The following is a 22889-nucleotide window of genomic DNA, read 5'->3' as shown; positions in this document are numbered from 1 at the left end:
AGCATTCCACCTGGAATGTATTGAATGTAGTGTGCCCCGCGTGTCGCAGGCCAACGGTCATGATGACCGCACCCTTCCCCCGTCCTCGGCCGAAGAGGCGTCCGGCGCCTTCGAGCCGCTCGAAACCACCCGCATACCCCCACCCCCGCACCAACCCGGGGCGCCGGACGCCCACACCCTCGAACTCGTCGAGGCGGCCCTGGCCCGCCTCGATCTCGAAGCCAGGGTCCGCCTGCTCACCGGGTCCGGATTCTGGCGAACCGCCGCCGAACCCGCCATCGAACTGCGCGAGATGGTGCTGTGCGACGGACCGGCGGGCGTGCGGGGTGAGCGCTTCGACGAGCGCGAGCCGTCCGCGTCGTTGCCCTGTCCGACCGCGCTCGCCGCCTCGTGGGACGAAAGTCTGGTCGAGCGGCTCGGCGCGCTGCTCGCGATCGAGGCCCGCCGCAAGCAGGTCGACGTCGTACTCGGCCCGACCGTCAACCTTCAGCGCAGCCCGTACGCCGGCCGGCACTTCGAGTGCTACTCGGAGGAACCGCTCCTGTCCGGTCGGGTCGGCGCGGCGCTGGTCCGCGGCATCCAGGCCGGCGGTGTCGCGGCCACCGTCAAGCACTACACCGCGAACGACTCGGAGACCGAACGGTATTCGGTCGACGTGCGGATGTCCGAGCGCGCGCTGCACGAGGTTCACCTCGCCCCGTTCGAGGAGATCGTGCGGGCGGGCGGGGTCTGGGCGCTGATGGCCGCGTACAACAGCGTGGACGGCGTCACGATGACGGAAAGTCCGTTGCTGGAGACGCCGTTGCGCACCGAGTGGGGCTTCGACGGACTGGTCGTCTCGGACTGGTTCGCGACCCGCTCCACCGAGGGTGCCGGGCGGGCCGAACTGGACCTGGCGATGCCGGGACCGGGACCGGACCAGCCGTGGGGCGCGGCGCTGGTGGCCGCGGTGCGCGCGGGCCTGGTGCCGGCGGAGGCGATCGAGCGCAAGGTGCGCCGACTGCTGCTGCTCGCGGCCCGCGTCGGCGCGCTGGGCGCCCTCGTGCCGCCCGCGCCCCCGCGACCGGCGCCGGATGCCGCCGCGCTGCTGCGCGAGGCCGCCGCGGCGGGCATGGTGTTGTTGCACGACACCGGGACGGCGCTGCCCCTGACCCCCGATACGCTGCGCCGGGTCGCGGTGCTCGGTCCCAATGCCGAGGTCGCCCGGATCCAGGGCGGGGGCAGCGCGACGGTGATCCCGCCGTACGCGATCAGCCCGCTCGCCGGGCTGCGGGCGGCGCTGGGGCCCGACGTGGAGGTCACCCACGCCGTCGGCGCGCGCATCCGGCACCGGCTGCCCGCGGTCACCGGCGCCGACGTGCACGACCCCAAGACCGGCGAGCCCGGCCTGCGGGTGCGCTTCATCGGCCCCGACGGCGAGCTGCTGCACGAGGAACTGCGCGGCGGCGGGCGACTGTTGTGGCTGGACGACCCGATCGTCGCGCGGGCCGTCGCGATCGAGGCGGTCGGCGTGCTCCGAGCTCGCATCGACGGGCCGCACCGGATCGGGGTGGCCGGCGTGGGCCGGTTCCGGCTGCTCGCGGACGGTGTCCCGCTCGTGGACGACGACCTGGTGACCGAGGACCCGCTCGGCGGCATCCTCACCCCGCCCGAGCGATGGGCCGTGCTGGACCTGGCCGCCGATCGGGAGGTCGAGCTGCACCTGCGCCACGACTTCGCGGCGGAGCGTCCCGGCACCGGGTTCGTCCTGGGTGTGGACCGGCCGGTGGCGCACGAGGACGCCGAACTCGACCACGCGGTCGCCCTGGCGGCGCAGGCCGAGGTCGCGGTCGTCGTGGTGGGCAGCACCGAGGAGAGCGACAGCGAGGGCCGTGACCGCTCGCACCTGTCCCTGCCGGGCCGGCAGGACGAGTTGATCCGCCGGGTCGCGGCGGTCAACTCGAACACGGTGGTGGTGGTCAACAGCGGCTCGCCGGTGTTGTTGCCGTGGCGGGCGGACGTCGCGGCGATCCTGGTCTCCTGGTTCCCCGGCCAGGAGTTCGGCGCGGCGCTGGCGGACGTACTGCTCGGGCACCGCGAGCCCGGCGGGCGGCTGCCGATGACCTGGCCCGCGCACGAGGACGATCCGGCGGTGTTGTCCACCACTCCGGTCGCGGGCCGGCTCGACTACGCCGAGGGCATCCACATCGGCTATCGCGGCTGGCTGCGGGCGGGCGTGACGCCGGCCTACCCGTTCGGCCACGGCCTGGGCTGGACGACGTGGGAACACCTCTGGGTGGAAACGGTCGCCTCCGGCGCCGACTTCGTGGCCCGGGTACGGATCCGCAACACCGGCCCACGTCCGGGCCGGCACCTGGTCCAGGCATACCTGAGCCGCGCCGACGGCATGGTGGAGCGCCCTGTGTTGTGGCTGGCCGGCCACACCTGGGCGAGCGCACCGGCCGGCGCCGAGGTGACCGTCGAACTCACCATCCCGGCACGTGCCTTCGGGCACTGGTCGGCGGAATCCGGCCGCCGCGAGACCGAGCCCGGCGGCTACACCCTGCGGATCGGCGGCTCCAGTGCCGAGCTGCCGCTGACGGCGAAGCTGGAGGTGGGCCCGGGGTTGCGACCCTGACCCCGGTGTGGGGCGGCGGTGCTCGTCCGCCGCCCCACAATGCACCCGCCCAACCGGTCAGGACACCGGCGAGGCCGCCTCCCCCTTGCGGGCCAACTGCCGGTCGGCTTCGGCCTGGATGGTGTCCTTGTCGCCGATCTCCACGTCCGGGATCGCGTCCGGCAACAGGTCCTCCATCCGACTCAGCGGCCGGTACGACAACCCGATCAGACCCCAGACGCCCAGCGCCAGACCGACCAGGACCAGCAACAAGCCGGTGCCCCGGCCCGGCCCGGTGCCCAGCACCACGCCCACCGAATCGGCGAGCGCACCGTCCGACCGCAGCAGCGGCTCGAACACCTTGTCCGCCAGCGGGCCGGCGGTCACGAAGCCCAGCGGCATCATCGACATCGCCAACATCTGATTGGTGGCCAACACCCGACCCTGCAACTCCATCCCGACCTTGGTCTGGATCAGGGCCATCCAGTGCGAGTTCAGGATCATCAGCGCCGCCCACAACACGAACAACCCGACCGCGACGAACACCGGTTCCGGCCGACTGCCCGCGAACACCGCGGCCAGGCCGACCACCGAGGTGAAGCCGATCATGCCGGTGGCCCGCCGCGACGTCCCGCCCCACAACGCCATCACCAGCGCGCCCGATACCGCGCCCACCCCGCCGAACGCGGTCACCACGCCCAGCGTCACCGCCGAACCGTCGGCCAGCACCATCGGGGTGACCAGCACGGTGGCCACCGCGAACAGGTAGTTGAACACCACGAAGAACACCACCATCGCGACCAGTCCGCGCCGGCGCACGATGTACCGCCAGCCGGTGACCACTTCGCGCAGCAGCGGCTCCTCGCGCTTCTCGAACAGGGCGTCCGGGAAGCGCACCCGCAGCAGCACGGTCACCCCGATCAGGAAGGTGGCCATGTCGAACAACACCACGCCGTGCAGCCCGACCGCAGCCACCAGCACGCCACCGGCCAGCGCGGCGAGCATGTCGCCGGACCCGGTGCCCAGTTGGGCCAGCCCGTTGGCCTGACCCAGATAGCGCTTGGGCACCAGTTGGGCGATCGCCGCGATGTAGGCGGGTCGTTGGAACGCGTTGCAGACCGAGCCGACGCACGCCACCACGTACACATGCCACAGGTGCAGGTGGTCGGTCCACAACAACACACCGAGCGACAACATCGCGGCGGCGGCCACGGTATCGGTGACGATCATGATCCGCCGCCGGTCCACCCGGTCCGCCACCGCGCCCGCGATCGGCAACAACAACACCGCGGGCAACACCGCCGCGACCGAGATCATCGCGAAGTCGAAGGCCGAACCCGTCTGTAGGTAGACCCACACGCCGAGCGCGAACGTGGACAGCGCGGTGCCGATCATCGACACGAACTGGCCGCCCGCCACCTTCGCGAAGGTGGCCAGATCCGGCCGGGCCGAGGCCGGCCGCGGACTCGGCCGCTCGGCCGCCGGCGTCGGCCCCGCCGACCAGCGACCCAGCACCCGGGCCAGTTCGACGGCCTGATGTTTGAGGAAGTAGTGGCCGGCGCGCGGGATCACCGCCAGCTCGACCCGTGGACCGAAGTGCTCCCACTCGGCGTAGCGTTCCTCGTACAGCAGGGTCGCCCGGTCCTTGTCGCCCACCACGCACAGGATCGGCGCGGCCACCGGCACCGGCCGCTCGGCCCCGTAGGCGCGCGTGTAGAAGTCCTCGGCCTGCCGCACATCGTGCCGCAACGCGCGGATCAGGAAACGCTGTTCGGCCTCGTCGTAGACGTCGGTGAAACCGCCCATCGCGCGCAGGTAGTCGAGGTAGGCCCGATCGGAGAGCAACCGGTCCCCGGGCAGCCGCCGGGCCAGCCACTCGGCGAACCTTCCCGGCAGTCGCGCCGCCGGGAAGGTGCCGCCCAGCGCGACGCCGCGCAGCTCGGCGCCCGCCGCCTCCAGTCGCCCGGCCAGCGCGGTCGCGAGCGCGCCGCCCAGGCAGTGCCCGTAGAGCAGGATCGGCCCGCTGATCCGCTCGGTGATCTGCGCGGTCAGCCGGTCCGCGAGCGAGTCCAGCGCCTCGGGTTCGTCCTCCGGGCGACTGGGATCGTGGCCGGGCAACTCCACGGCGTACAGCCGGTGTTCGGCGGGCAGCGCGTCGGCCAGCGGTTGGAAGGTGATCGGGCTGCCGCCGCCGTAGGGCACGCAGACCAGGGTCAGCGTGGTCGGCCCGGCGTCCTTGGTGAGCCGGTGCAGCAGCGGGCGCGGGCGCTCGCCCGTGTCCGGTTCGTCGGCGCGTGCGTCGAGCAGAGCGGCGAGTTCGCGCACGGTGGGCTGTTGGAACAGGTCGATGATGGACAGGCCGCGGCCGATCGTGCGAACCGCGCGTACGGCGGTGAAGCTGTCACCGCCCAACGCGAAGAAGTCGTCCACCGCACCGACCCCGGTCCGGCCCAACACCTCGGCGAACGCCTCGGCCACCGCCGCCTCGGTGGCCGTGTCCGGCTCGACGTGGCCGGTCTCGGCCGGGGCGAGTTCGGGTTCCGGCAGCGCCGCCCGGTCCACCTTGCCCGCGCCGGTCAGCGGCAGCGCGGGCAGCACCAGCACGGCCGAGGGCACCATGTAGTCGGGCAGCCGGGCCCGGGTGGCGGCCCGGATCGCCGCGCCGTCCGCGGCGACCTTCGCCTCCGCGACCACATAGCCGACCAACTTGCGCGCGGCGCCCTCGCCGCGGGCCACCACGATCGCCTCGCGAACACCGGGCTGCGCGGCCAGTTCGGCCTCCACCTCGCCGATCTCCACCCGGAAGCCGCGAATCTTGACCTGGTGATCGGCCCGGCCGAGGAACTCGATCAGGCCGTCCGCACGGCGCCGGACCAGGTCCCCGGTGCGATACGCGCGGCGCCCGGCCCACTCGACGAAGCGCTCCTCGGTCGCCTCCCGCCGACCCAGATAGCCGCGGGCCAACCCGGCCCCGGTCACGTACAACTCGCCCGGCACGCCCACCGGCGACAACCGCCGGTGCCTGTCCAGCACGTACGCGCCGACGTTGCCGAACGGCAGCCCCAGCGGCGCGCTCGCCGCCCCGGCCGGCACCGCGGCCACCGGGGCACCGAGCATCGACACCGTGGTCTCGGTCGGCCCGTAGTGGTTGTGCAGGGTCAACTCCGGCCGAGCCGCCCGGATCCGGTCCACCAGATCCGCGCGCAGCGGTTCGCCCGCGCAGATCAGCAGTTCGCGCGGGAGCACGTCGGCGAGCCGATCGCCGAGCGCGGCCAGGCCCTCCAGGTGACTGGGCACCAGTTTCATCGCATCGATGCGATGCTCGCCCAGATACCGGGCGAACGCGTCCGGATCGGTGGCCTGGTCCCGGGTCAACAGATGCAGACATCCACCGCCGGTGAGCGCGCCGAACACGTTGGTGGTGCCCAGGTCCGCGGCGAACGTGGACACCAGCGCCCAGTTCCACGGCCGCCCGTCGGCCGTACGCCCCGGACCCACCCGCTCGCGCAGACCGGCCAGGTAGTTGCGGTAGTTGCGGTGCTCGACGGCGACCGCCTTGGGGGTGCCGGTGGACCCGGAGGTGAACAGCACGTAGCAGAGGTTGTCGGGCCCGGCCGCAACGACCGGGTCGGCCCGGCCACCCGCCGCTCCGGGGACGGCGCGCTCCGGCCCCGCCGGGGCCGCCTCGGGCACCACGACCGGCACCGAACCGGTCGCCCGCGCCCGCAGGTCCTCGGTGGTGACCACCGCGACCGCGTCGGCCGCGTCCAGCAACGCCCGCACCCGCTCGTCCGGATACAGCGGGTCCAGCGGCAGATAGGCGCCACCGGCCTTGAGAATGCCGAGCATGCCGACGATCAGCGCGCCCGAACGCTCCGCGAACAGCCCGACGACCCGATCCGGGCCCACCCCGAGGCCGCGCAGGCGACCCGCCAACAGCTCGGCCCGCGCGTCGAGTTCGACGTAGCTCAGCGTCCCGTCCGCGCCGCGTACGGCCGGTGCGTCCGGGGTGCGCCGGGCCTGCTCCTCGACCAGCGCGTGCAGCGTGCCCTCGGTGTCCCAGTCCCGGGCGGTGTCGTTCCAGCCCGCGAGCCGACGCTCCTCGACGGCCGTCAACAACGGCAGTTCGTCCACCGGTCGATCCGGGTCGGCGGTCATCGCGTCCAGCACGGTGGTCAGGTGCCCGAACACCCGCCGGATGGTCGCCTCTTCGTAGAGCACACTGCGCCAGATCAGGTCGGCGACCAGCTCGTCGCCGGGACCGGTGTCGAGCACCGCGACCGACAGGTCGAACTTGGCGGCCCCGGTGTGCGTATCACACCACTCGACCTCCACCCCAGGCAGCAGCGGCCGCGCAGGCGCCTGATTATGCACGTTCAACAACACCTGAAACAGCGGCGTATAGGCAAGCTCACGCTCCACCCCGAGCACATCGATCAACCGATCGAACGGCAACTCCTGCCGAGCAAAAGCCGCCAACGTATGCTCCCGCACCCGCCCCAGCAACTCCCGCACACTGACCCCACCGGACACATCCGTCCGCATAACAAGAGTGTTGACGAAACAGCCTATTAGGGAGTCGGTGCTGCTGTGCGTACGCCCGGCGACCGGACTCCCCACCGTCACATCCGAAGTCCCGTTATATCGACCCAACACCACCTGCAAGGCCGTCAACAGCACCATGTACGTGGTGCCCCCGGTACGTTCGGCCAACGCACGAATGCGCCGCGACCGCTCCGCCCCGAAGGCCACCTCGATCCGCTCGCCCCGGGTGTCCGCGACGGCCGGACGCGGGTGATCCACCGGCACCGTCACCGTGGTCTGTGCGCCCTGCAGACGGGCCAGCCACCAGGCCGACTGCCGATCGAGTTCGGCCGCGAGCGTGGTCTGCTGCCGGTACGCGACATCCGCGTACTGCACCGGCAGCGGCGGGAGTTCGGGTGGATGACCGGCACACCGCGCGGTGTACGCGGCGGCCAGGTCCCGGAACAACACGCCGATCGACCACGCGTCGGCCGCGATGTGGTGCAACACCACGCTCAGCACGTACCGCTCGCCGGAACACAACAGCGACGCTCTGATCGGCAGTTCGCCGACCAGGTCGAACGGGCGGCGGGCCTCGGCGGCGAGCAGCCCGGCCACCTCCGGCTCCGGCAGGTCGAGCACCGACACCCGGAACTGGTCGACGTCGTGCACCGTCGGCAACACATGGCCGTCCACGCTCGGATACACCGTGCGCAACACCTCGTGCCGGGCCACCACGTCGGTCAACGCGGCCACCAGCGCGGCCATGTCCGGTCGGCCGGACAGGCGCAACACCAGCGGCATGTTGTAGGCGGCGCCCTCGGGTTCGTACTGGGCGAGGAACCACATCCGGCGCTGCGCCGCGGACAGCGGTGTGGGCACGTCGGCGGGCCTGCGGGTCGGTTCGGCGCGGGGCGTCGCCACCCGGGCCCGGGCCAGTCGACGGCGGAGCAGTTCGCGGCGGACCTGCTCGGGGTCGGGCTCGGAGCGGGTGGTCAGGATCTCCTCGGAGTCGGTCATTCCTTGTCCCGGTCGATGGAAGGGTTCGCCAGGCCGTGACCGGCGTGGTTGCTCCACGGCCCCGGCTCGGCGAAGGCGCCGGGGTCGCCGAACTCGCCCGACGCGTCCGGCTCGCCGAGTTCGCCGAGTTCGCCGAGTTCGCCGAGTTCGCCGAGCAGGATGTCCTCGATGCGCCGGGCCATCGCGGCCAGCGTCGGCGCCTCGAAAACCACACGCAGCGGGAAGTCGATCTCGAAGCGTTCGCTCACCAGCGCCATCAGGCGCAGCGCGAGCAGTGAGTTGCCGCCCAGCGCGAGGAACCCGTCGTCCCGGCCGATCCGGTCCGGACCGAGCAACTCGTGCCAGATCTCGGCCAGGATCTCCTCGCAGTCGCCCTGGGGCGGGGCACCGCTGCCGCCGGGCCGAGGTTCCGGCAGGGCGGCCCGGTCGATCTTGCCGGCCGGGGTCAGCGGCAGCGCGTCGAGCGGGACGAGCACACCGGGCACCAGATGCCGGGGCAGCCGTTCACCGAGGGCCGCGCTCAGGTCCACGGCGTCGAACGCGCCGTCCGTGACGACGTAGCCGACCAGGGTCGGCCCGGCCGGCCCCTGCCACAACGTCGCGACCGCGCCGGTGACGCCCGAGAGCGCGGTCAATCCGGCCTCCACTTCGCCGAGTTCGATCCGGAAGCCGCGCAGCTTGACCTGATGGTCGGCCCGGCCGTGGTACTCCAGCGTGCCGTCGCGTCGGCGGCAGGCGAGGTCGCCGGTCCGGTACATCAGCGCGCCGGGAGGCCCCCACGGGTCGCCGACGAAGCGCTCGGCGGTCTGTTCGGCGCGGCCCAGATAGCCCAGTGCGACCCCGGCGCCGGCGATGCACAACTCGCCGGGGGCATTGATCGGCGCGGGCCGCCCGGCCGCGTCGAGCACGTAAACGCGGGTGTTGGCGATCGGCGTGCCGAGCGGCACCACCCGCCGCACCGCGTGCGTGCGGTCCACCCGCAGGACGGTCGACCACACGGTGGTCTCGGTGGGGCCGTACATGTTCCAGACCCGGCCACAGCGGTCCAGCAGGGCCCGGGCCAGGTCCCCGGTGAGCGCCTCCCCGCCGCACAGCGCCACCAGGTCGGGTCGGCCGGTCCAGCCCGCGTCGAGCAACATGCGCCAGGTGGCCGGGGTGGCCTGACAGACCGTCACCTCGCGGCGGTCGAGCCACTCCGCGAGCCTGCGCCCGTCGGTGGCGGTGTCCCGGCCGGCGATCTCGACCCGGGCGCCGACCACGAGCGGCAACCACAGTTCCAGCGCGGCGATGTCGAAGGTGAGCGTGGTGACGGCGGCCATCGTGTCGGCGGCGCCGAGCCCGGGACGATCGGCCATCGAGAGCAGGAAGTTGACGATGGCCCGGTGCGGTACCACCACCGCCTTCGGCCGGCCGGTGGAGCCGGAGGTGTGGATCAGGTAGGCCGGGTCCTCGCCCTCGGCCTGTTCGGGCAGCGCCGTCGCGGCGGCGCCGGTGACCTCGGGGCCGTCCACGAGGACCACGTCGTAGCCGGGATCGGTCAGGAGCGGGGTGCCGGCCGCGTGGGCTCGCTCCGCGACGATCAGGGTGACCTTGGCGTCGTCGAGCAACGTCCGATTGCGGGCCACCGGTTGTTCGGTGTCGATCGGCAGGTAGGCGGCGCCGGTACGCAGCACCCCCAACAGGGCCGCGGGCAGCAGGTGGGAGCGGGGCATGGCGATCGCCACCAGGGTGCCGCGTTCGGCGCCGTGCGCCCGCAGGGCGTTGGCCAATCGGTGTGCGGTGGCGTCGAGTTCGGCGTAGGTGAGGGTTCCGGTGTCGGCCGAGACGGCGGTTCGGTGCGGGGTCCGGGCGATCTGCGCCGCGACGAGATCGGGCAGGCACAGGTCGGGACGTGCGGTGGCGGCCGGATTGTCCGCCTCGATCAGCCGGGCGGACTCGGCCGGGTCGAGCATGATCGTCTCCGCGATCGCTCGGTCCGGCGCGGCCAGTGCCTCGGCCAGCACGGCCATCAGGTGGTCGATCAGCGTCTCGATCGAGGCCGGGTCGTAGCGTCCGGTGCGGTACTCCACGGACAACAACGGCCCGTCGGACGGGAATTCGAGGAACATCGAGACATCGGTCTTGGCCCCGCCGTTGCACACCTCGTGCAGGAATTCCAGTTTCAGGTCCGGCAGTTCGACCGACGCACCCGGGTGGTTCTGGACCGCGAGCAGAATCTGCGACACCGGGGTCGAGGTCTCCGCCCCGCCCACACCGGCGAAGCGGAGCTGCTCCAGATAGGGCAGCGCGCAGTGATCGAGCGCGTCCAGCACCACCGGACGCAGCCGGTGCACCAACTCGCGGAACGTATCGCTGCCCTCGATCCGAAAGCGCAACGGCACGGTGTTGAGCAATGGGCCTACCACGTCCTCCAGTTCGGGATGCGGGCGGACGGCGAACGGGGTCAGCACGGCCTGATCGGTGCGACCGGTGGAGCGGTGCACGAGCGTGCCGAGCGCGGCGAGCAGGGTCATGTACAGGCTGGCGCCCTCGCCCGCCGCCCATTCCTCGGCGGCGCGCAGGAGTTCCGGATCCAGCCTGCGGGCCAGCCGGGCTCCGCTCGGGTCGAACGGGTCGGGACGGTCGCGGTCGCCGGGGATGTGCTGTTCGACGCCCAGGCCCCGCAGTCGGCCGGCCCAGCGCCGCGCCTCCTCGTCCTCGGCGTCCGCGTACCGCCGCTCCCATTCGGCCACGTCGCGGTATTGCAGCGTCGGTTCGGGAAGCGGCAGTCCCTGGTAGGCGCGGGCCAAGTCGCGCAACAGCAGACCGATCGACCAGCCGTCCACGGCGATGTGGTGCACGGTGAGCAGCAGTTCGTATCGGTGCGGGCGGACCCGCACGACCAGCGCACGCAGCAGTTTGCCCTCGGTCCGGTCCATCGGGCGGAGCGCGTCGGCACGCAGCAGGGCGTTCAGGCGTGCCTCGTGCCGATCCGCGTCGCCGTCCGCGTCGGGCAGGTCGAGCACCGGCACCTCGACCGGGTAGGGCGGGCGAATCTCGGCCACCGGCTCACCGGCCCGGTACGACAACGCGGTGCGCAACACCTCGTGTCTGCGCACCACTTCGCCCAAGGCCCGGCCCAACGCGGCCACATCCAGTGCGCCGGTGGCCCGAATCCGCAGCGGCACGTTGTAGAGCGCGCTGCCCGACGCGACCAACTCGTGCATCGCGAACTCGCGTTGCACGGTGCTCACCAGCGCGGGCCCGTGCGCGTCGCGGTACGGCGGGTCGACCGTCGAGGTCGAGTGCCCCTCGGCCCGGTCCACCCGCTCGGCCACGGCGGCCGGAGTGGGAGCGGCGAAGAACGCGTCCAACGGGATCCGGACCCCGCAGGTCCGCTCGATCCGGGCCAACAGGCCGACCGCCAGCAGCGAGTTGCCGCCCGAGTCCAGGAACGGGTCGTGGATGCCGATCCGGGTCGCGTCGAGCACGGCGCGGAAGATCTCGGTGATCCGGGTCTCGGTCTGCGTACGCGGTGCGACGAACTCGGTGTCCCGGAACCGGGATCGGGTCGCGGCGGGCAACGCCTTGCGGTCGATCTTGCCGTTGAGGGTGAGCGGCAGCTCCGCCAGGAGGGCGACCGCGTCGGGCACCATGTAGCTCGGGACCCGGGTCCGGCAGTGCGCGCGCAATTCGGCCGGGGTGGGCTCCGGAATCGGGTCGGCACCCTGCACGAATGCCGCCAGATAGGGTCCCGCCGCGTCCTCGCGCAGCACCACGGCGGCGGCCTGCACGCCCGGGTGGCCGGTCAACACCGCCTCGATTTCGCCCAGTTCGATGCGGAAGCCGCGCAGCTTGACCTGGTGGTCCACCCGCCCGTGATACTCCAGCACGCCGTCCGGCCTGCGGCGGACCAGGTCGCCGGTACGGTATCGGCGCTCCCCCGCCACCGTGACGAACCGCTCGGCGGTCAGGTCGGGGCGGCCGTGATAGCCCTGGGCCAGGCCGTCGCCCGCGAGGTAGAGCTCGCCGAGTTCGCCGGGCCCGGCCGGGGCGCCGTGTTCGTCGTGGACGTGCGCCGTGGTGCCCGGCAGCGGTATGCCGATCAGCGGCTCGGCCCGGTCGGTGCGGTCCACCAGCGCCCAGGTGGAGTACACGGTGTCCTCGGTCGGCCCGTACAGGTTGTACAACTCCTCGATCTGCGGGCACGCGTACACCTGGTCCGCGACCCGACGCGAGAGCGCCTCGCCGACCAGGTTGATCGTGCGCACGCCGCGCGGCAGTCCGGGTCCGCGTAACAGCGCGGCCATCGCGCTGGGCACGGTGTTGATCAGGGTGACCTCGTCCCGGGCCGGCGCGTCGGCGAGCGCGAGCACGTTCTCCACCAGGACCACCGTGCCGCCGACGACGAGCGGGAAGAACATCTCGTAGACCGAGATGTCGAAGCACACGGAGGTGGCGAACAGCACCGCTTCGGCCTGGTCCGGCCGGTAGGTGTCGGCCGCCCAGCGCAACATCGCGGTGACCCCGCGGTGGGTCACCCGCACACCCTTGGGGCGGCCGGTGGAGCCGGACGTGTAGAGCACGTAGGCGAGATCGTCCGGGCCGGTGTGCGCCCGGGCCGGCCGCACCCCGGTGGGCGGTTCGGCGTCGACGTACACGAGGTCGGCCGTCGCGCCGGCGAGCAGGTGCTCGTGCGCGCGATCGGTGACCACGACGGGAGCCTGCGCGTCACCGATCACCCACTCCAGGCGCTCGCGCGGATACTCGGGGTCCAACGGGACGTACGCGGCCCCCGCACGCAACACCGCGATCAGCGTCGCGAGCAGGTGCGGGGTGCGCGGCAGGCAGACGCCGACCAGATCCCCCTTGGTTACCCCGGCCATCGCCAGGCGCGCCCCGATCACGTCGGCCCGATTTCCCAACTCGCGATAGGAGAGCCGTTGTTCGCCGGCGATCACGGCGGTCGGCGTGGGCGAGTGATCGATCCGGGCAGCGAGCAGAGCGGCCAGGGATGCGGCCGGATCCGATTCGGGGAAGGCGGTTGGACTCATCGACTCTCCTGAGGTGTCCTGGTGCCGATTCGTGGTCGGCGGCGCAGACGATGTGCTCCCGGGGAGATCGTGGAGGAAAGCGTTGACTGTGCCTAGCATCTTCCCCTCACTACTTCGGGTTGGCTCAAAGTCGCCGTCACGGGCGGCCCGGCCGGTGTTCGTCGTCGGATGGCTCAAGAAGTACCGGGTCGGGCTTGTACCGCGCTTGGCGCGGGATTGCGGAGCCCGAACAGGCACGCCCGACCGCAAGGACGACATGGACCGATACACCCGAACTGCCAGCACATGGGGCGATACATCCGAATGCGCTGGTGCGTACCCGATCGTTGAGCAGAGCTTCGCCGTCGCGTATTCGGGGGTTCGTTCGCGCTACCTACCGTTTCGATCATGTCCTCGCAAACGTCTTCGTCCCCGTTCCGGCTGCCTCGGCGGCATCGCTCCCGACTCCGGGCCGGTGCCCTGGTCGCGGCCCTCGGCCTCGGCGTCGGTGCCGGCCTGATCGACGTCCTGCCCGCGAGCGCGGAGCCCGCCGGCGCACCGGCCGCCGACGAGGTGGTGGTCTCGGAGGACTTCGCCGGCTCCGCGCTGCCCGACGGGTGGCGGGCGGTGGAAGGCGACTGGAAGGTGGAGAACGGCCGCCTGGTCGGCAGTTCGGTGAACTCCGGCCAACAGAGCCGGATCACCTTCGGCCGGCACCTGGAGGACTTCCGCTTCGAGGCGGTGGTCCGCTTCGAGAGCGCCGTCGACACCGCCCGCTGGACCGCGTTCGGCCTGGACGTGCCCGCCGGCGGAGCGCCCCCGTGGTCGATCGCCACCATGCGGACCGGCAGCACGGCGGCCAACGGCCTGGAGTTCGCCCAGCGCACCACCGCCAACACCTGGAACGTGACCGACACCGGCTCGGCGCCGACCGCCGCCGGAACCGGCCGGGACGTCCGGGTCGCGGTCGAGGTGCACGGCAGCCGGGCCCGCCTGGTGGTGGACGGCCGCGAGGCGCTGCGCAGCACCCGGGTCCAGCGCTCCGCCGACGGCGCGCAGGCCCTGCTGGTCAACGGTGCCCGGGTCTCCTTCGACGAGGTCCGGATCACCCGGATCGCCCCGGAGGCGAACGCCTACCTGCGCGCGCCCGGCGCCCCGCCGACCGTGATCGCCCACCGGGGCGCCTCCTCGGCCGCGCCGGAGAACACGCTGATCTCGGACGAGACCGCCCGCCGGGCCGGCACCGACTGGATCGAGAACGACGTCCAGCCCAGCAAGGACGGCATCCCGCACATCCTGCACGACGACACGGTCGACCGGACCACCGACGGAAAGGGCCGGATCCGCGACCTGACGGCCGCTCAACTCGCGGGCCTGGATGCCGGTTCGTGGTTCTCCCCGCTGCACTCCGGGGCCCGGGTGCCGACCCTGCGCGCCCAACTCGACGACCTGCGCGCGCGGGGCGGCAACCTGCTCCTGGAGATCAAGGGCAGGCACAGCAGGGACGAAGTGGCCCGGATCGTCAAGGACATCCGCGACACCGGGATGAGCGGGCGGGTCTTCGTGCAGAGCTTCGAGGTCGACGCCCTCGTGTTCACCCGTGAGGTGGCGCCGGACCTGCCGCTCGGTCTGCTCCGCAGCGCCCTGGACGCGGACCCGGTCGCCCTGGCCCGGCAGCTCGATCTCAAGGCGTACAACCCCTCGGCCGCCGCGCTGGCCACCCGCCCCGGACTGGTCGCCGACCTGCACCGCGCCGGCGTCGCCGTGATGGCCTGGACGGTGGACGACGCCGCCGGCTGGAAGACCCTGGACACCGGAGGCGTGGACGCGGTCATCACCAACCGCCCCGCCGAGCTGGCCGGTTGGATCGCCGCGTGGCGACAGATCGGACCGCCGGTGTCGCCCGTCGCCCCGACGGTCAAGGTGCTCGCACCGGCGACCGGCGCCCGGGTGGAGCGCGCGAGCAACCCGGTCCCCGCGCTCGCCACCACCGGCGCGGACGTGGTCCGACTCACTCTGGACGGGCGGGAGTTGGCACCCGGGACACCGATCGACTCAGGCAGCCTGCCGCTCGGCGCACACACCCTGCGGGCCGAGGCCAAGGGCCCGGGCGGCAGTACGGCGGTGGAGTCCACCTTCACCGTCACCGCGTCCGGAACCGGCCTGGCCCACCTGATCCTGACCTCCGCCGCCGACCGCAACGCGATCGCGACGCTCACCACGATGCTCGCCCACGAGCAGTACGACGCGCTGGCCCGGTGGGCCGACAACCAGGCCGGGCGCACCATCCCGACAGCTCGTGCGCTTCTCATCGCGGGCGACGCGCGCGCCCTGCGCTGACCTACCTCGACACACCGGTGGGGGCACGGGCTTCGCCGGCCCGGCCCCTACCAGCCGTTGCCCTTCAGGTCGGGATACGCCCGCCAGTAGTCCACGAGTTCGACGAAGGACGGGTCGGTGACCAACCGCAGCCATTGCTCGCCGGTGATCGCCGGGACCATCCGGGACCGCGGATGCGGGACGATCCCGAGGTCGACCCGGCCGCCCCGGTACCGGAAGGAGGAGGACACTCCCCAGTCGGCAGGACCGACCGGGACATCGGTGCGCTCGGGAAAGTAGACGGTGGCGAACTCGCCGTTGGGCAGCGCCCCGTCGACGCAACCCCGACCGGCGGCCCGAGCAGGTGCCGGCCTGCACCGGGGCTCGTATCGATCCACGCCGAGTTGCGGGCGGGATCCGGAAGCCATCGCCACCGCGCCCTTGGGCGATCGCTCGCCCATCCGGCCCGGATCGATGTACAACACGACCCGATACTCCGTGCCGTCGACGGTGAGCCGGTAGTCCCCGAACGAGCTCTCGCTGATCGCCATCGCCGCTCCCGGCGGCAGGTGTTGTTGCAGAACCTCGGCCACCTTCTGGCGAAATGCCTGCCGCTGTCGAATCAGCCGGCCGGACAACTCGGCGTCGTAGCGGCCGTCTTCGGGACCGGGCAACACCGGATAGGCCCGGCTCGCCGGGGCAAGTGTCGGCCCGGCGCCGACCCGGTCCGAGTCGCCCCCGGCCCACGGCGGCCACGCGAGCAGCACCGCCGCGGCGACCGCGGCCGACGTCGCGAGGGCGAGCGCGACTCGGATCGTGGTCCGAGGGCGGTCCGGGTGCCCTGTGCGGACCGGGCCCGGCCCGGCCGGCTCGATGGTGTGTTGCGTCGCGGGGGCGTCGTTGTCGTCCGTCGATGTCACGCCGCTTCGATGGTCACCTACGTGAATCGGTTCCCGGCCACACGTGGCGCGCACGCTGCCTCACTTGCCCCACTTGCCCCACTTGCCTCACCTGCCGCACCCGCTGTACCCGCACGCGGGTGTCAGCGGCCGGGCACCAGGTCGGCGAGCCGGTGGGCCGCGTCGGTCGAGGTCGCGCTCACCTTGGCGCTGCGGCGGGCGAGGTTCGCGTCGTGGCGCAGCGCGTGTGCCCGTTGGCGGGTGCGCCAGGCGAGCGAGGGTTTGCCGCCGGTGTCCGCGGCGGCGATCAGCAGGCCGCCGAACATCGACACGTTCTTGAGGAAGTGGATGCGCTGCCCGGCGCGTTCCCGACCGCTCTCGGCGGCCCAGAATCGATGGCCGGCGATCGTGGTCGGCAGCAGGGTGACCGCGAGCGCGAGCGCGGCCAGGCGCGGCACCCGGCCGAGCGCGAGCAGCGTGCCCGCAACCAACTGCACGCCGCCGTTCACCCGTACCGCCGTACGCGGGTCGGCGGGCACCACCGGCAGCCACCCGGCGATCCGGCGCACCACCGGTTCGGCGGCCGGCACCACCCGGTCCGGATGCACCACGCAGTCGTAGCCCTGGAACAGGTGGATCGAGGCGATCATGGGACGCGCGAAGACTCTCAACACAGCCATGGCGGGACGAGTGCCCCCGGAACCGCCGCGTCGAACCCACCCACACGCGACGCCGACCCCGATGGGCGAAACACCCCGGCCGCGATCCGACGATGGCCCGGTAGGACCGGACGCGGACCGTACACTGCGGGAATGCCCGAACGGAACGCGGCGAGTGCCCTGGTGTTGCTGGTCCCCGACGTCGAACAGGTCGTCGAGCCCTGGCGCGAGCGCTACGACCCGCGCGCCGCGGAGGGGATCCCGGCGCACGTCACGGTGCTCTATCCGTGGCTCACGCCCGCGGAGATCGGCCCGACGGAGCTGGCCTCGCTCGCCGAGATCGCCGCCGCGCGGCCCGTGCTGGACCTGGTCTTCGACCGGGTCGGCCAATTCCACCGGGGGTTGTGGCTGGCGCCCGATCCGGCCGAGCCGGTACTGCGCCTGATCGACGCGGTGACCACCCGATGGCCCGACCACCTCCCCTACGGCGGCGCGTACCTGGACGACGCCGACGACGTCGGCCCGCACCTGACCGTCGCGCTGGGTCAGGGTCCGGACGAACTGCGGGCCCTGGCACAGGAGGTGACGGGCCGTCTGCCGCTGACCACGCGCGTCGACCGGCTCGACCTGGTGGTCTGCGACGACGACGGCAACTGGTCCCTCCGGGACTCGTTCGCCTTCGCGGCACGCGCCACGACCGGCGCCGCCGGGACGCCCTAACCGGCCGCGCGGGCCCGCCGTTGGCGCTTGGACAGCGCCGCCAGGGAAAGATCCTCGGCCTGGGCCTTGAGATTCTTGTAGCCGTAACCGCGCTCGTTCAGCCACGCCTCGGCACCGGCCAACGCCCGATCGGTCGCCGCGACGATGTCCTCCTCGGCGTCCCCGGAATCCAGGAACCGAAAGGTGAAAAACGGCCGCGCCGCAACGTCGTAGGTCACCTGCCCCTCCGCCGTGAACGCAGCCCGCAACACATCATGCTCCGCCGCCACCGCCAACAATCCGGCCCGCTGCACATCACTGAGGCCATCGAAGGCCCCTCGAACGGTAACCCGAAAAACACGCTCACCCATGCCCGAACCCTAACCACCACCACAACCGGATATCGAAACGCGCACGTGTGTGCGGGCGCCTGCTCACGCCGCCGGCCCGCCCGCGTGCCGTCCGTCCGCGTTCGCGCCGTCGCTCACCCGCGCTGCCTCCCGCCCGTTCGTGCGGCTGCCCGCTCGCGTCCGCACCCCGGCCGCGTGCACCGCCTCCCCTGCGTCCGCCCGCCCTCATCCCGCCCCACCCCACGTTCCGGTTCGACGCGCGACCGGCCGGTAATCCGAACGTGACGGGCGTCAACGCGCACGCACGCGCACGCGCACGGGCCGGCAGCGCAGACGAGCAGGGACTACGGACACGGGCGGACAGGCGGACAGGCGGGCGGGCGAGCGGGCGGGCGAGCGAGCGGGCGGGCGGGCGAACGAGCGGGCGGGCGAACGAGCGGGCGGGCGGGCGAACGAGCGGGCGAGCGAGCGGGCGGGCGAGCGAGCGGGCGGCCACCCGGGCACAGACGGGCAGGTGGCGCGCGGACGCGGGCGGGAGGTGGGTCAGCTTTCCTTGGTCCAGGAGCCCAGGACCATCAGGGTCTTGGTGCCGGTTACGTTGCCGCTGCGGCGGAGGTGGTCGATCACCTGTTGGAGGTGGGTGATGTCGCGGACTCGGACGTGGATGAGGGCGTCGGGGTCGCCCGCGATCGTGTAAACGGCCTGTACCTCGGGGGTGTCCGTGGCGGTGCGGACGATCTCGCCGACCGGCATGCTGCCCGGATAGCGCAGTTCGGTGAACGCCTCGACGCCCCAGCCGAGTTTGGCGTGGTCGATCTGGACGGTGAAGCCGGTGATCACGCCCTCCTCGCGCATCCGGTCCACCCGGCGCTTGACCGCCGCGACGGACAGGCCGATCTGGCCGGCCATCTCGGAGAAGGTCCGCCGCCCGTCCTCGCGCAACATGCGCAGGATGGTGTGGTCGATGCTGTCGATCTCGGCCATGCTCGACGCTCCCCTCCTCGACGCTGCCACGCAAAACGCCAGGCCCTGAACCCGACCAGCAGGCAAGAATCTTGCGGCCTCGGGGCGATCCCCCGCAAGTTGCTTGCGCCGGTGGCCCACGACGGCTCAGGCTGCGGAACCAGCCTTGCGGCCCGATACGCTTCCGCCGAGATCCCGCCTCGATGACGCGTCGGCCGGATCGGGAGGGGCTGGGCCATGGACAGGACACGGGCGGATCACGCGGACCACGCGGACCACGCGGATCACGACGGTACGAACGAGGTCCCCGGCGCGCCCGTTCACCCACCGGGCCACGGGCACAGCCACGCGCACGGGCCGCCGTCACCCGCGTCGGCCCGGCTGCGCCGCCTGGTGGCCGCCGTACTGATCCCGTTCGCGACGGCCGTACTGGTGGGCCTGGTCGTGCTGTGGCCGGGCGGCACCCCGCCGCACCCCCGTACCGGAGCCGGCTTCGACCAGGAGACCCGGGACGGCCGCGTCACCAAGGTCGAGGAACTGCCCTGCGCCCAGGCGGACGCCGAGGTCTTCGCCGGCCCCACCGACGCAGGCGGCACCCCGGGTACGGACGAGCACCCCGGCGGTATCCCCTGGCCCCCACCCCCACTCGGCGCGTCGGGCGCACCACACGCCCCGAATACCCCGGCCGCCCCCGCCGACTGCCGCCGCGCCACGATCGAGGTCACCTCCGGCGCCGACCGGGGCCGACGGTTCACCGAGTTGCTCCGGCCCGATCAGCCGCGCCGGTTCTCGGTCGGGCAAGGCGTGGTGCTCGCGTACTCCCCCGGCGCGCCCGAGGACCTGCGCTATTCGGTGATCGACGTCCGGCGCGGCCCACCGATGTTGCTGCTCGCGGGCCTGTTCGCGGTCGCGGTGATCGTGGTGGGTCGGCTGCGCGGCCTGACCGCGCTGATCGCACTCGCGATCAGCTTCGCGGTGTTGTCGTTCTTCATCCTGCCCGCCATCCTGCACGGTTCCGATCCGCTCCTGGTCGCGGTCGTCGGCGGCAGCGCGATCATGTTCGTCGCGCTGTACCTGTGCCACGGCCTGTCCACCCGCACCTCGGTCGCGGTGGTCGGCACGCTCGTGTCGTTGTCCCTGATCGGGGTGTTGGGATCGCTGTTCATCGGGTGGGCGCACCTGACCGGCAACACCTCCGACGAGACCGGCCTGGTCCACGCGATGTATCCGGACATCGAGTTGCACGGCCTGCTGTTGGCCGGATTCATCATCGGCTCGCTCGGCGTACTCGACGACGTGACCGTCACCCAGACCTCGGCGGTCTGGGAACTCAAGCAGGCCGACCCGACCATGACGGCCCGTCGGCTGTACCGAGCCGGCATCCGAATCGGCCGCGACCACATCGCGTCCACGGTCAACACCCTCGTACTGGCCTACGCGGGCGCCGCGTTGCCCCTGATGTTGCTGTTCTCCATCGCCCGTCGGGACGTCCTGGACGTAGCCACCAGCGAGATCGTCGCCGAGGAGATCGCCCGCACCCTGGTCGGCAGCATCGGCCTGATCGCCTCGGTCCCGGTCACCACCGCCCTGGCAGCAATCCTGGCCGCAGCCGACCACGGCAAACCCCCACGAGGCAAGCCGAAGACAGACGACCCCACACAAGCCAAGCCCACTCCCGTACCCACGCCCCGGGGACGACACCGGGGGCGCTGACCGGGGTGTCGGCGTCGGGCGGCGGTTGCGTCTTGGTGGGGTTGGGCGCGGGTGGCTTTGTGCGGAACGGTCGGCGTGGGCTGGGGGGTGGGGGCCTGGTCTCGGAGGCGCGGGTGGCCGGGAGCCTTGGGCTTTCCGGCGAGCGTGCGGTATTGCTCGGCGAAGGGGCACCGGCGGCAGCGAAGCGGAGGCGGTCGGTCCGGTCGGGTCCGCTGGGGAGCCTTCCCGAGTGGGCCGGGCGTCTGCGGCATGCGGCTGCGTCTTGGTCGGCGGCGGGTGGCTTTGTGCTAAACGGTCGGCGTGGGCTGGCGGAGATCAGCCCGGTCCCACGGTCACCGGCGGTCAGGAGCCTTGGGCTCCCCGGCGAGACGTGAGCGTTGCTTGCCTGGAAAGGCGCTGGCAACGGCGGAGCGGGAGGGCGCTTTCGTCGGGTCCGCCGGGGAGCCTTTCCGAGTGGGTCGGGTGTTCGCGGCCGGCGGTCGTGTGTCGGTGGGCAGCGGGTGGCTTTGTGCTAAACGGTCGGCGTGGACCGGCGGAGATCGACCCGGTCCCACCGTCACCGGCGGCCGGGAGCCCTGGACTCCCCGGCGAGACGTGGGTGTTGCTCGGCGGGAAAGGCGCTGGCAACGGCGCGGAAGGGTGGGCGGTCTGGTCGGGTCCGCCGGGGAGCCTTCTCGAGTGGGTCGGGTGTTCACGGCCGGCGGTCGCGTCTTGGTCGGCAGCGGGAGGCTCAGTGCTAAACGGTCGACGTGGACCGGCGGAGATCGACCCGGTCCCGGGGTCACCGGCGGCCGGGAGCCTTGGGCTCTCCGGCGAGACGCGGGTGTTGCTTGCCGGGAAAGGCGCCGGCAACGGGGGTGCGGGAGGGCGGTGCCGTGAGGTTCGCCGGGGAGCGTTCCCGAGTGGGTCGGGCGGTTGCGGCGTGCGGTCGCGACTTGGTCGGCAGCGGATGGCTCAGTGCTAAACGGTCGGCGTGGACCGGCGGAGATCAGCCCGGTCCCACCGTCACCGGCGGCCGGGAACCCTGGGTTCCCCGGCGAGACGCGGGTGTTGCTTGCCGGAAAGGCGCCGGCAACGGCGGAGCGGGAGGGCAGCCCGGTCGGGTCCGCCGGGGAGCCTTCCCGAGTGGGTCGGGCGTTCACGGCCGGCGGTCGCGTCTTGGTGGGCAGCGGGAGGCTCAGTGCTAAACGGTTGGCGTGGATCGGCGGAGATGGACCCGGTCCCACGGTCACCGGCGGCCGGGAGCCTTGGATTCCCCGGCGAGAGGCGCGTGTTGCTCGCCGGAAAGGCGCCGGCAACGGCGGAGCGGGTGGGCGCTTTCGTCGGGTCCGCCGGGGAGCCTTTCCGAGTGGGTCGGGCGGTTGCGGCATGCGGTCGCGTCTTGGTCGGCAGCGGGAGGCTCAGTGCTAAACGGTCGGCGTGGACCGGCGGAGATCGACCCGGTCCCACCGTCACCGGCGGCCGGGAACCCTGGACTCCCCGGCGAGACGCGGGCGTTGCTTGGCGGGAAAGGCGCTGGCAACGGCGGAGCGGGTGGGGCGGCCCGGTGAGGTCCGCCGGGGGGCCTTCCCGAGTGGGTCGGGGGCGGTTCGGTGGGCGTTTCGGGTCAGGTGGTTGGGTGCAGGGGCTGTCGGAGGGCTTTGAGGGTCGCGATCGGGATGCCGAGGCTGCTTTGGGCGTGCGGGTTTGTGCTGACCTGCGGCTTTGCGAGGTTGCGCGGTGCGAGTGCGTGTCGAAGGCCGGTTTGTGAATGCCGGTGATGGATTGCGTGTGGACCGGGCTCGCGGTGGGCGTTTCGGGTCGGGTGACGGGGGCCGCCCGCAAGGATCGCCGACGGGGTGCCTTTCCGGGTGGGGCGGGCCTGTCTCGAGGGGCGTTTGGGGTTGGGACGGTCGGATGAGAGGTGGTCTGAGGGGTTCGAGGGTCACCATCGGGATCCCGAGACGGTTTCCGGCACCCGAGTTTCCGCTGACCTGCGGCTTTACGGAACTGAGGTGCCCCGCGTTTTCCGGACGCCTTGTTCGCTGTCCGTTTATGCGACGAGTCCGAGCTCGTGGTGGTTTTGCAGGGCTTCGAGTGGTGTGCGATAGCCCAGGGCGGAGTGGAGTCGTCGGCGATTGTAGAAGCCCTCGATG

At 72.3% G+C, this 22889-nt stretch carries 10 protein-coding genes; 4 read left to right on the top strand and 6 right to left on the bottom strand.

Annotation, left to right across the window (positions count from 1 at the left end):
• Positions 1-40 precede the first annotated feature (40 nt).
• Positions 41-2617: a glycoside hydrolase family 3 C-terminal domain-containing protein gene (locus tag ABZ374_RS42515; RefSeq protein WP_360322863.1), complete on the top strand. Its 2577-nt coding sequence runs from the start codon at positions 41-43 to the stop codon at positions 2615-2617.
• A 57-nt stretch (positions 2618-2674) separates the two neighbouring features.
• Here the strand turns inward: ABZ374_RS42515 and ABZ374_RS42510 are convergent, their stop codons facing one another.
• Positions 2675-8140, bottom strand: a complete 5466-nt coding sequence (locus ABZ374_RS42510; protein WP_360322861.1) for an amino acid adenylation domain-containing protein — start codon at positions 8138-8140, stop codon at positions 2675-2677.
• The gene (locus ABZ374_RS42505) at positions 8137-13173 is read right to left on the bottom strand and encodes an amino acid adenylation domain-containing protein (RefSeq protein ID WP_360322859.1); all 5037 of its coding nucleotides are present in this window, start codon (positions 13171-13173) and stop codon (positions 8137-8139) included. Before ABZ374_RS42505 ends, ABZ374_RS42510 begins: the two co-directional genes overlap by 4 nt.
• Before the next feature lie 387 nt (positions 13174-13560).
• On the opposite strand from ABZ374_RS42505, the gene ABZ374_RS42500 reads away from it, so the two are divergent.
• Positions 13561-15492 carry a glycerophosphodiester phosphodiesterase family protein gene (locus ABZ374_RS42500; RefSeq protein ID WP_360322857.1) on the top strand — a complete coding sequence of 644 codons (1932 nt, stop codon included), beginning with the start codon at positions 13561-13563 and terminating at the stop codon, positions 15490-15492.
• Between the two features lie 47 nt (positions 15493-15539).
• On the opposite strand, the gene ABZ374_RS42495 is transcribed toward ABZ374_RS42500, so the two are convergent.
• A complete protein-coding gene (locus ABZ374_RS42495; RefSeq protein ID WP_360322855.1) occupies positions 15540-16391 on the bottom strand; it encodes a hypothetical protein in 852 nt (283 codons plus the stop codon).
• A 122-nt stretch (positions 16392-16513) separates the two neighbouring features.
• Entirely contained in the window at positions 16514-17050 is a 537-nt protein-coding gene (locus ABZ374_RS42490; RefSeq protein WP_360322853.1) for a DoxX family protein, read from the bottom strand.
• Positions 17051-17182: 132 nt separating this feature from the next.
• On the opposite strand from ABZ374_RS42490, the gene ABZ374_RS42485 reads away from it, so the two are divergent.
• Positions 17183-17749: a 2'-5' RNA ligase family protein gene (locus ABZ374_RS42485; RefSeq protein WP_360322851.1), complete on the top strand. Its 567-nt coding sequence runs from the start codon at positions 17183-17185 to the stop codon at positions 17747-17749.
• On the opposite strand, the gene ABZ374_RS42480 is transcribed toward ABZ374_RS42485, so the two are convergent.
• Together ABZ374_RS42480 and ABZ374_RS42475 are read right to left on the bottom strand one after the other, a co-directional pair.
• On the bottom strand, positions 17746-18099 hold the full coding sequence (locus tag ABZ374_RS42480; RefSeq protein WP_360322849.1) for a DUF6204 family protein: 354 nt from the start codon (positions 18097-18099) through the stop codon (positions 17746-17748). The genes ABZ374_RS42485 and ABZ374_RS42480 overlap by 4 nt on opposite strands.
• A 522-nt stretch (positions 18100-18621) precedes the next feature.
• Positions 18622-19062 carry an Lrp/AsnC family transcriptional regulator gene (locus tag ABZ374_RS42475; RefSeq protein ID WP_360322847.1) on the bottom strand — a complete coding sequence of 147 codons (441 nt, stop codon included), beginning with the start codon at positions 19060-19062 and terminating at the stop codon, positions 18622-18624.
• Positions 19063-19278: 216 nt separating this feature from the next.
• Here ABZ374_RS42475 and ABZ374_RS42470 point away from each other — a divergent pair, with 216 nt between their 5' ends.
• Positions 19279-20754, top strand: coding sequence for a YibE/F family protein (locus tag ABZ374_RS42470; RefSeq protein WP_360322845.1), 1476 nt, complete (start codon positions 19279-19281; stop codon positions 20752-20754).
• Positions 20755-22889: the final 2135 nt, after the last annotated feature.

This window comes from Embleya sp. NPDC005971, from assembly GCF_040629175.1.
Taxonomy (GTDB): domain Bacteria; phylum Actinomycetota; class Actinomycetes; order Streptomycetales; family Streptomycetaceae; genus Embleya.
This window is presented reverse-complemented; position numbering and strand designations above follow the sequence as displayed.

Coding starts and splice junctions, on each gene's coding strand:
- ABZ374_RS42510 (WP_360322861.1), bottom strand. CDS start 8,140: ATGACCGACTCCGAGGAGATCCTGACCACCCGCTCCGAGCCCGACCCC.
- ABZ374_RS42505 (WP_360322859.1), bottom strand. CDS start 13,173: ATGAGTCCAACCGCCTTCCCCGAATCGGATCCGGCCGCATCCCTGGCC.
- ABZ374_RS42500 (WP_360322857.1), top strand. CDS start 13,561: ATGTCCTCGCAAACGTCTTCGTCCCCGTTCCGGCTGCCTCGGCGGCAT.
- ABZ374_RS42490 (WP_360322853.1), bottom strand. CDS start 17,050: ATGGCTGTGTTGAGAGTCTTCGCGCGTCCCATGATCGCCTCGATCCAC.
- ABZ374_RS42485 (WP_360322851.1), top strand. CDS start 17,183: ATGCCCGAACGGAACGCGGCGAGTGCCCTGGTGTTGCTGGTCCCCGAC.
- ABZ374_RS42480 (WP_360322849.1), bottom strand. CDS start 18,099: ATGGGTGAGCGTGTTTTTCGGGTTACCGTTCGAGGGGCCTTCGATGGC.
- ABZ374_RS42475 (WP_360322847.1), bottom strand. CDS start 19,062: ATGGCCGAGATCGACAGCATCGACCACACCATCCTGCGCATGTTGCGC.
- ABZ374_RS42470 (WP_360322845.1), top strand. CDS start 19,279: ATGGACAGGACACGGGCGGATCACGCGGACCACGCGGACCACGCGGAT.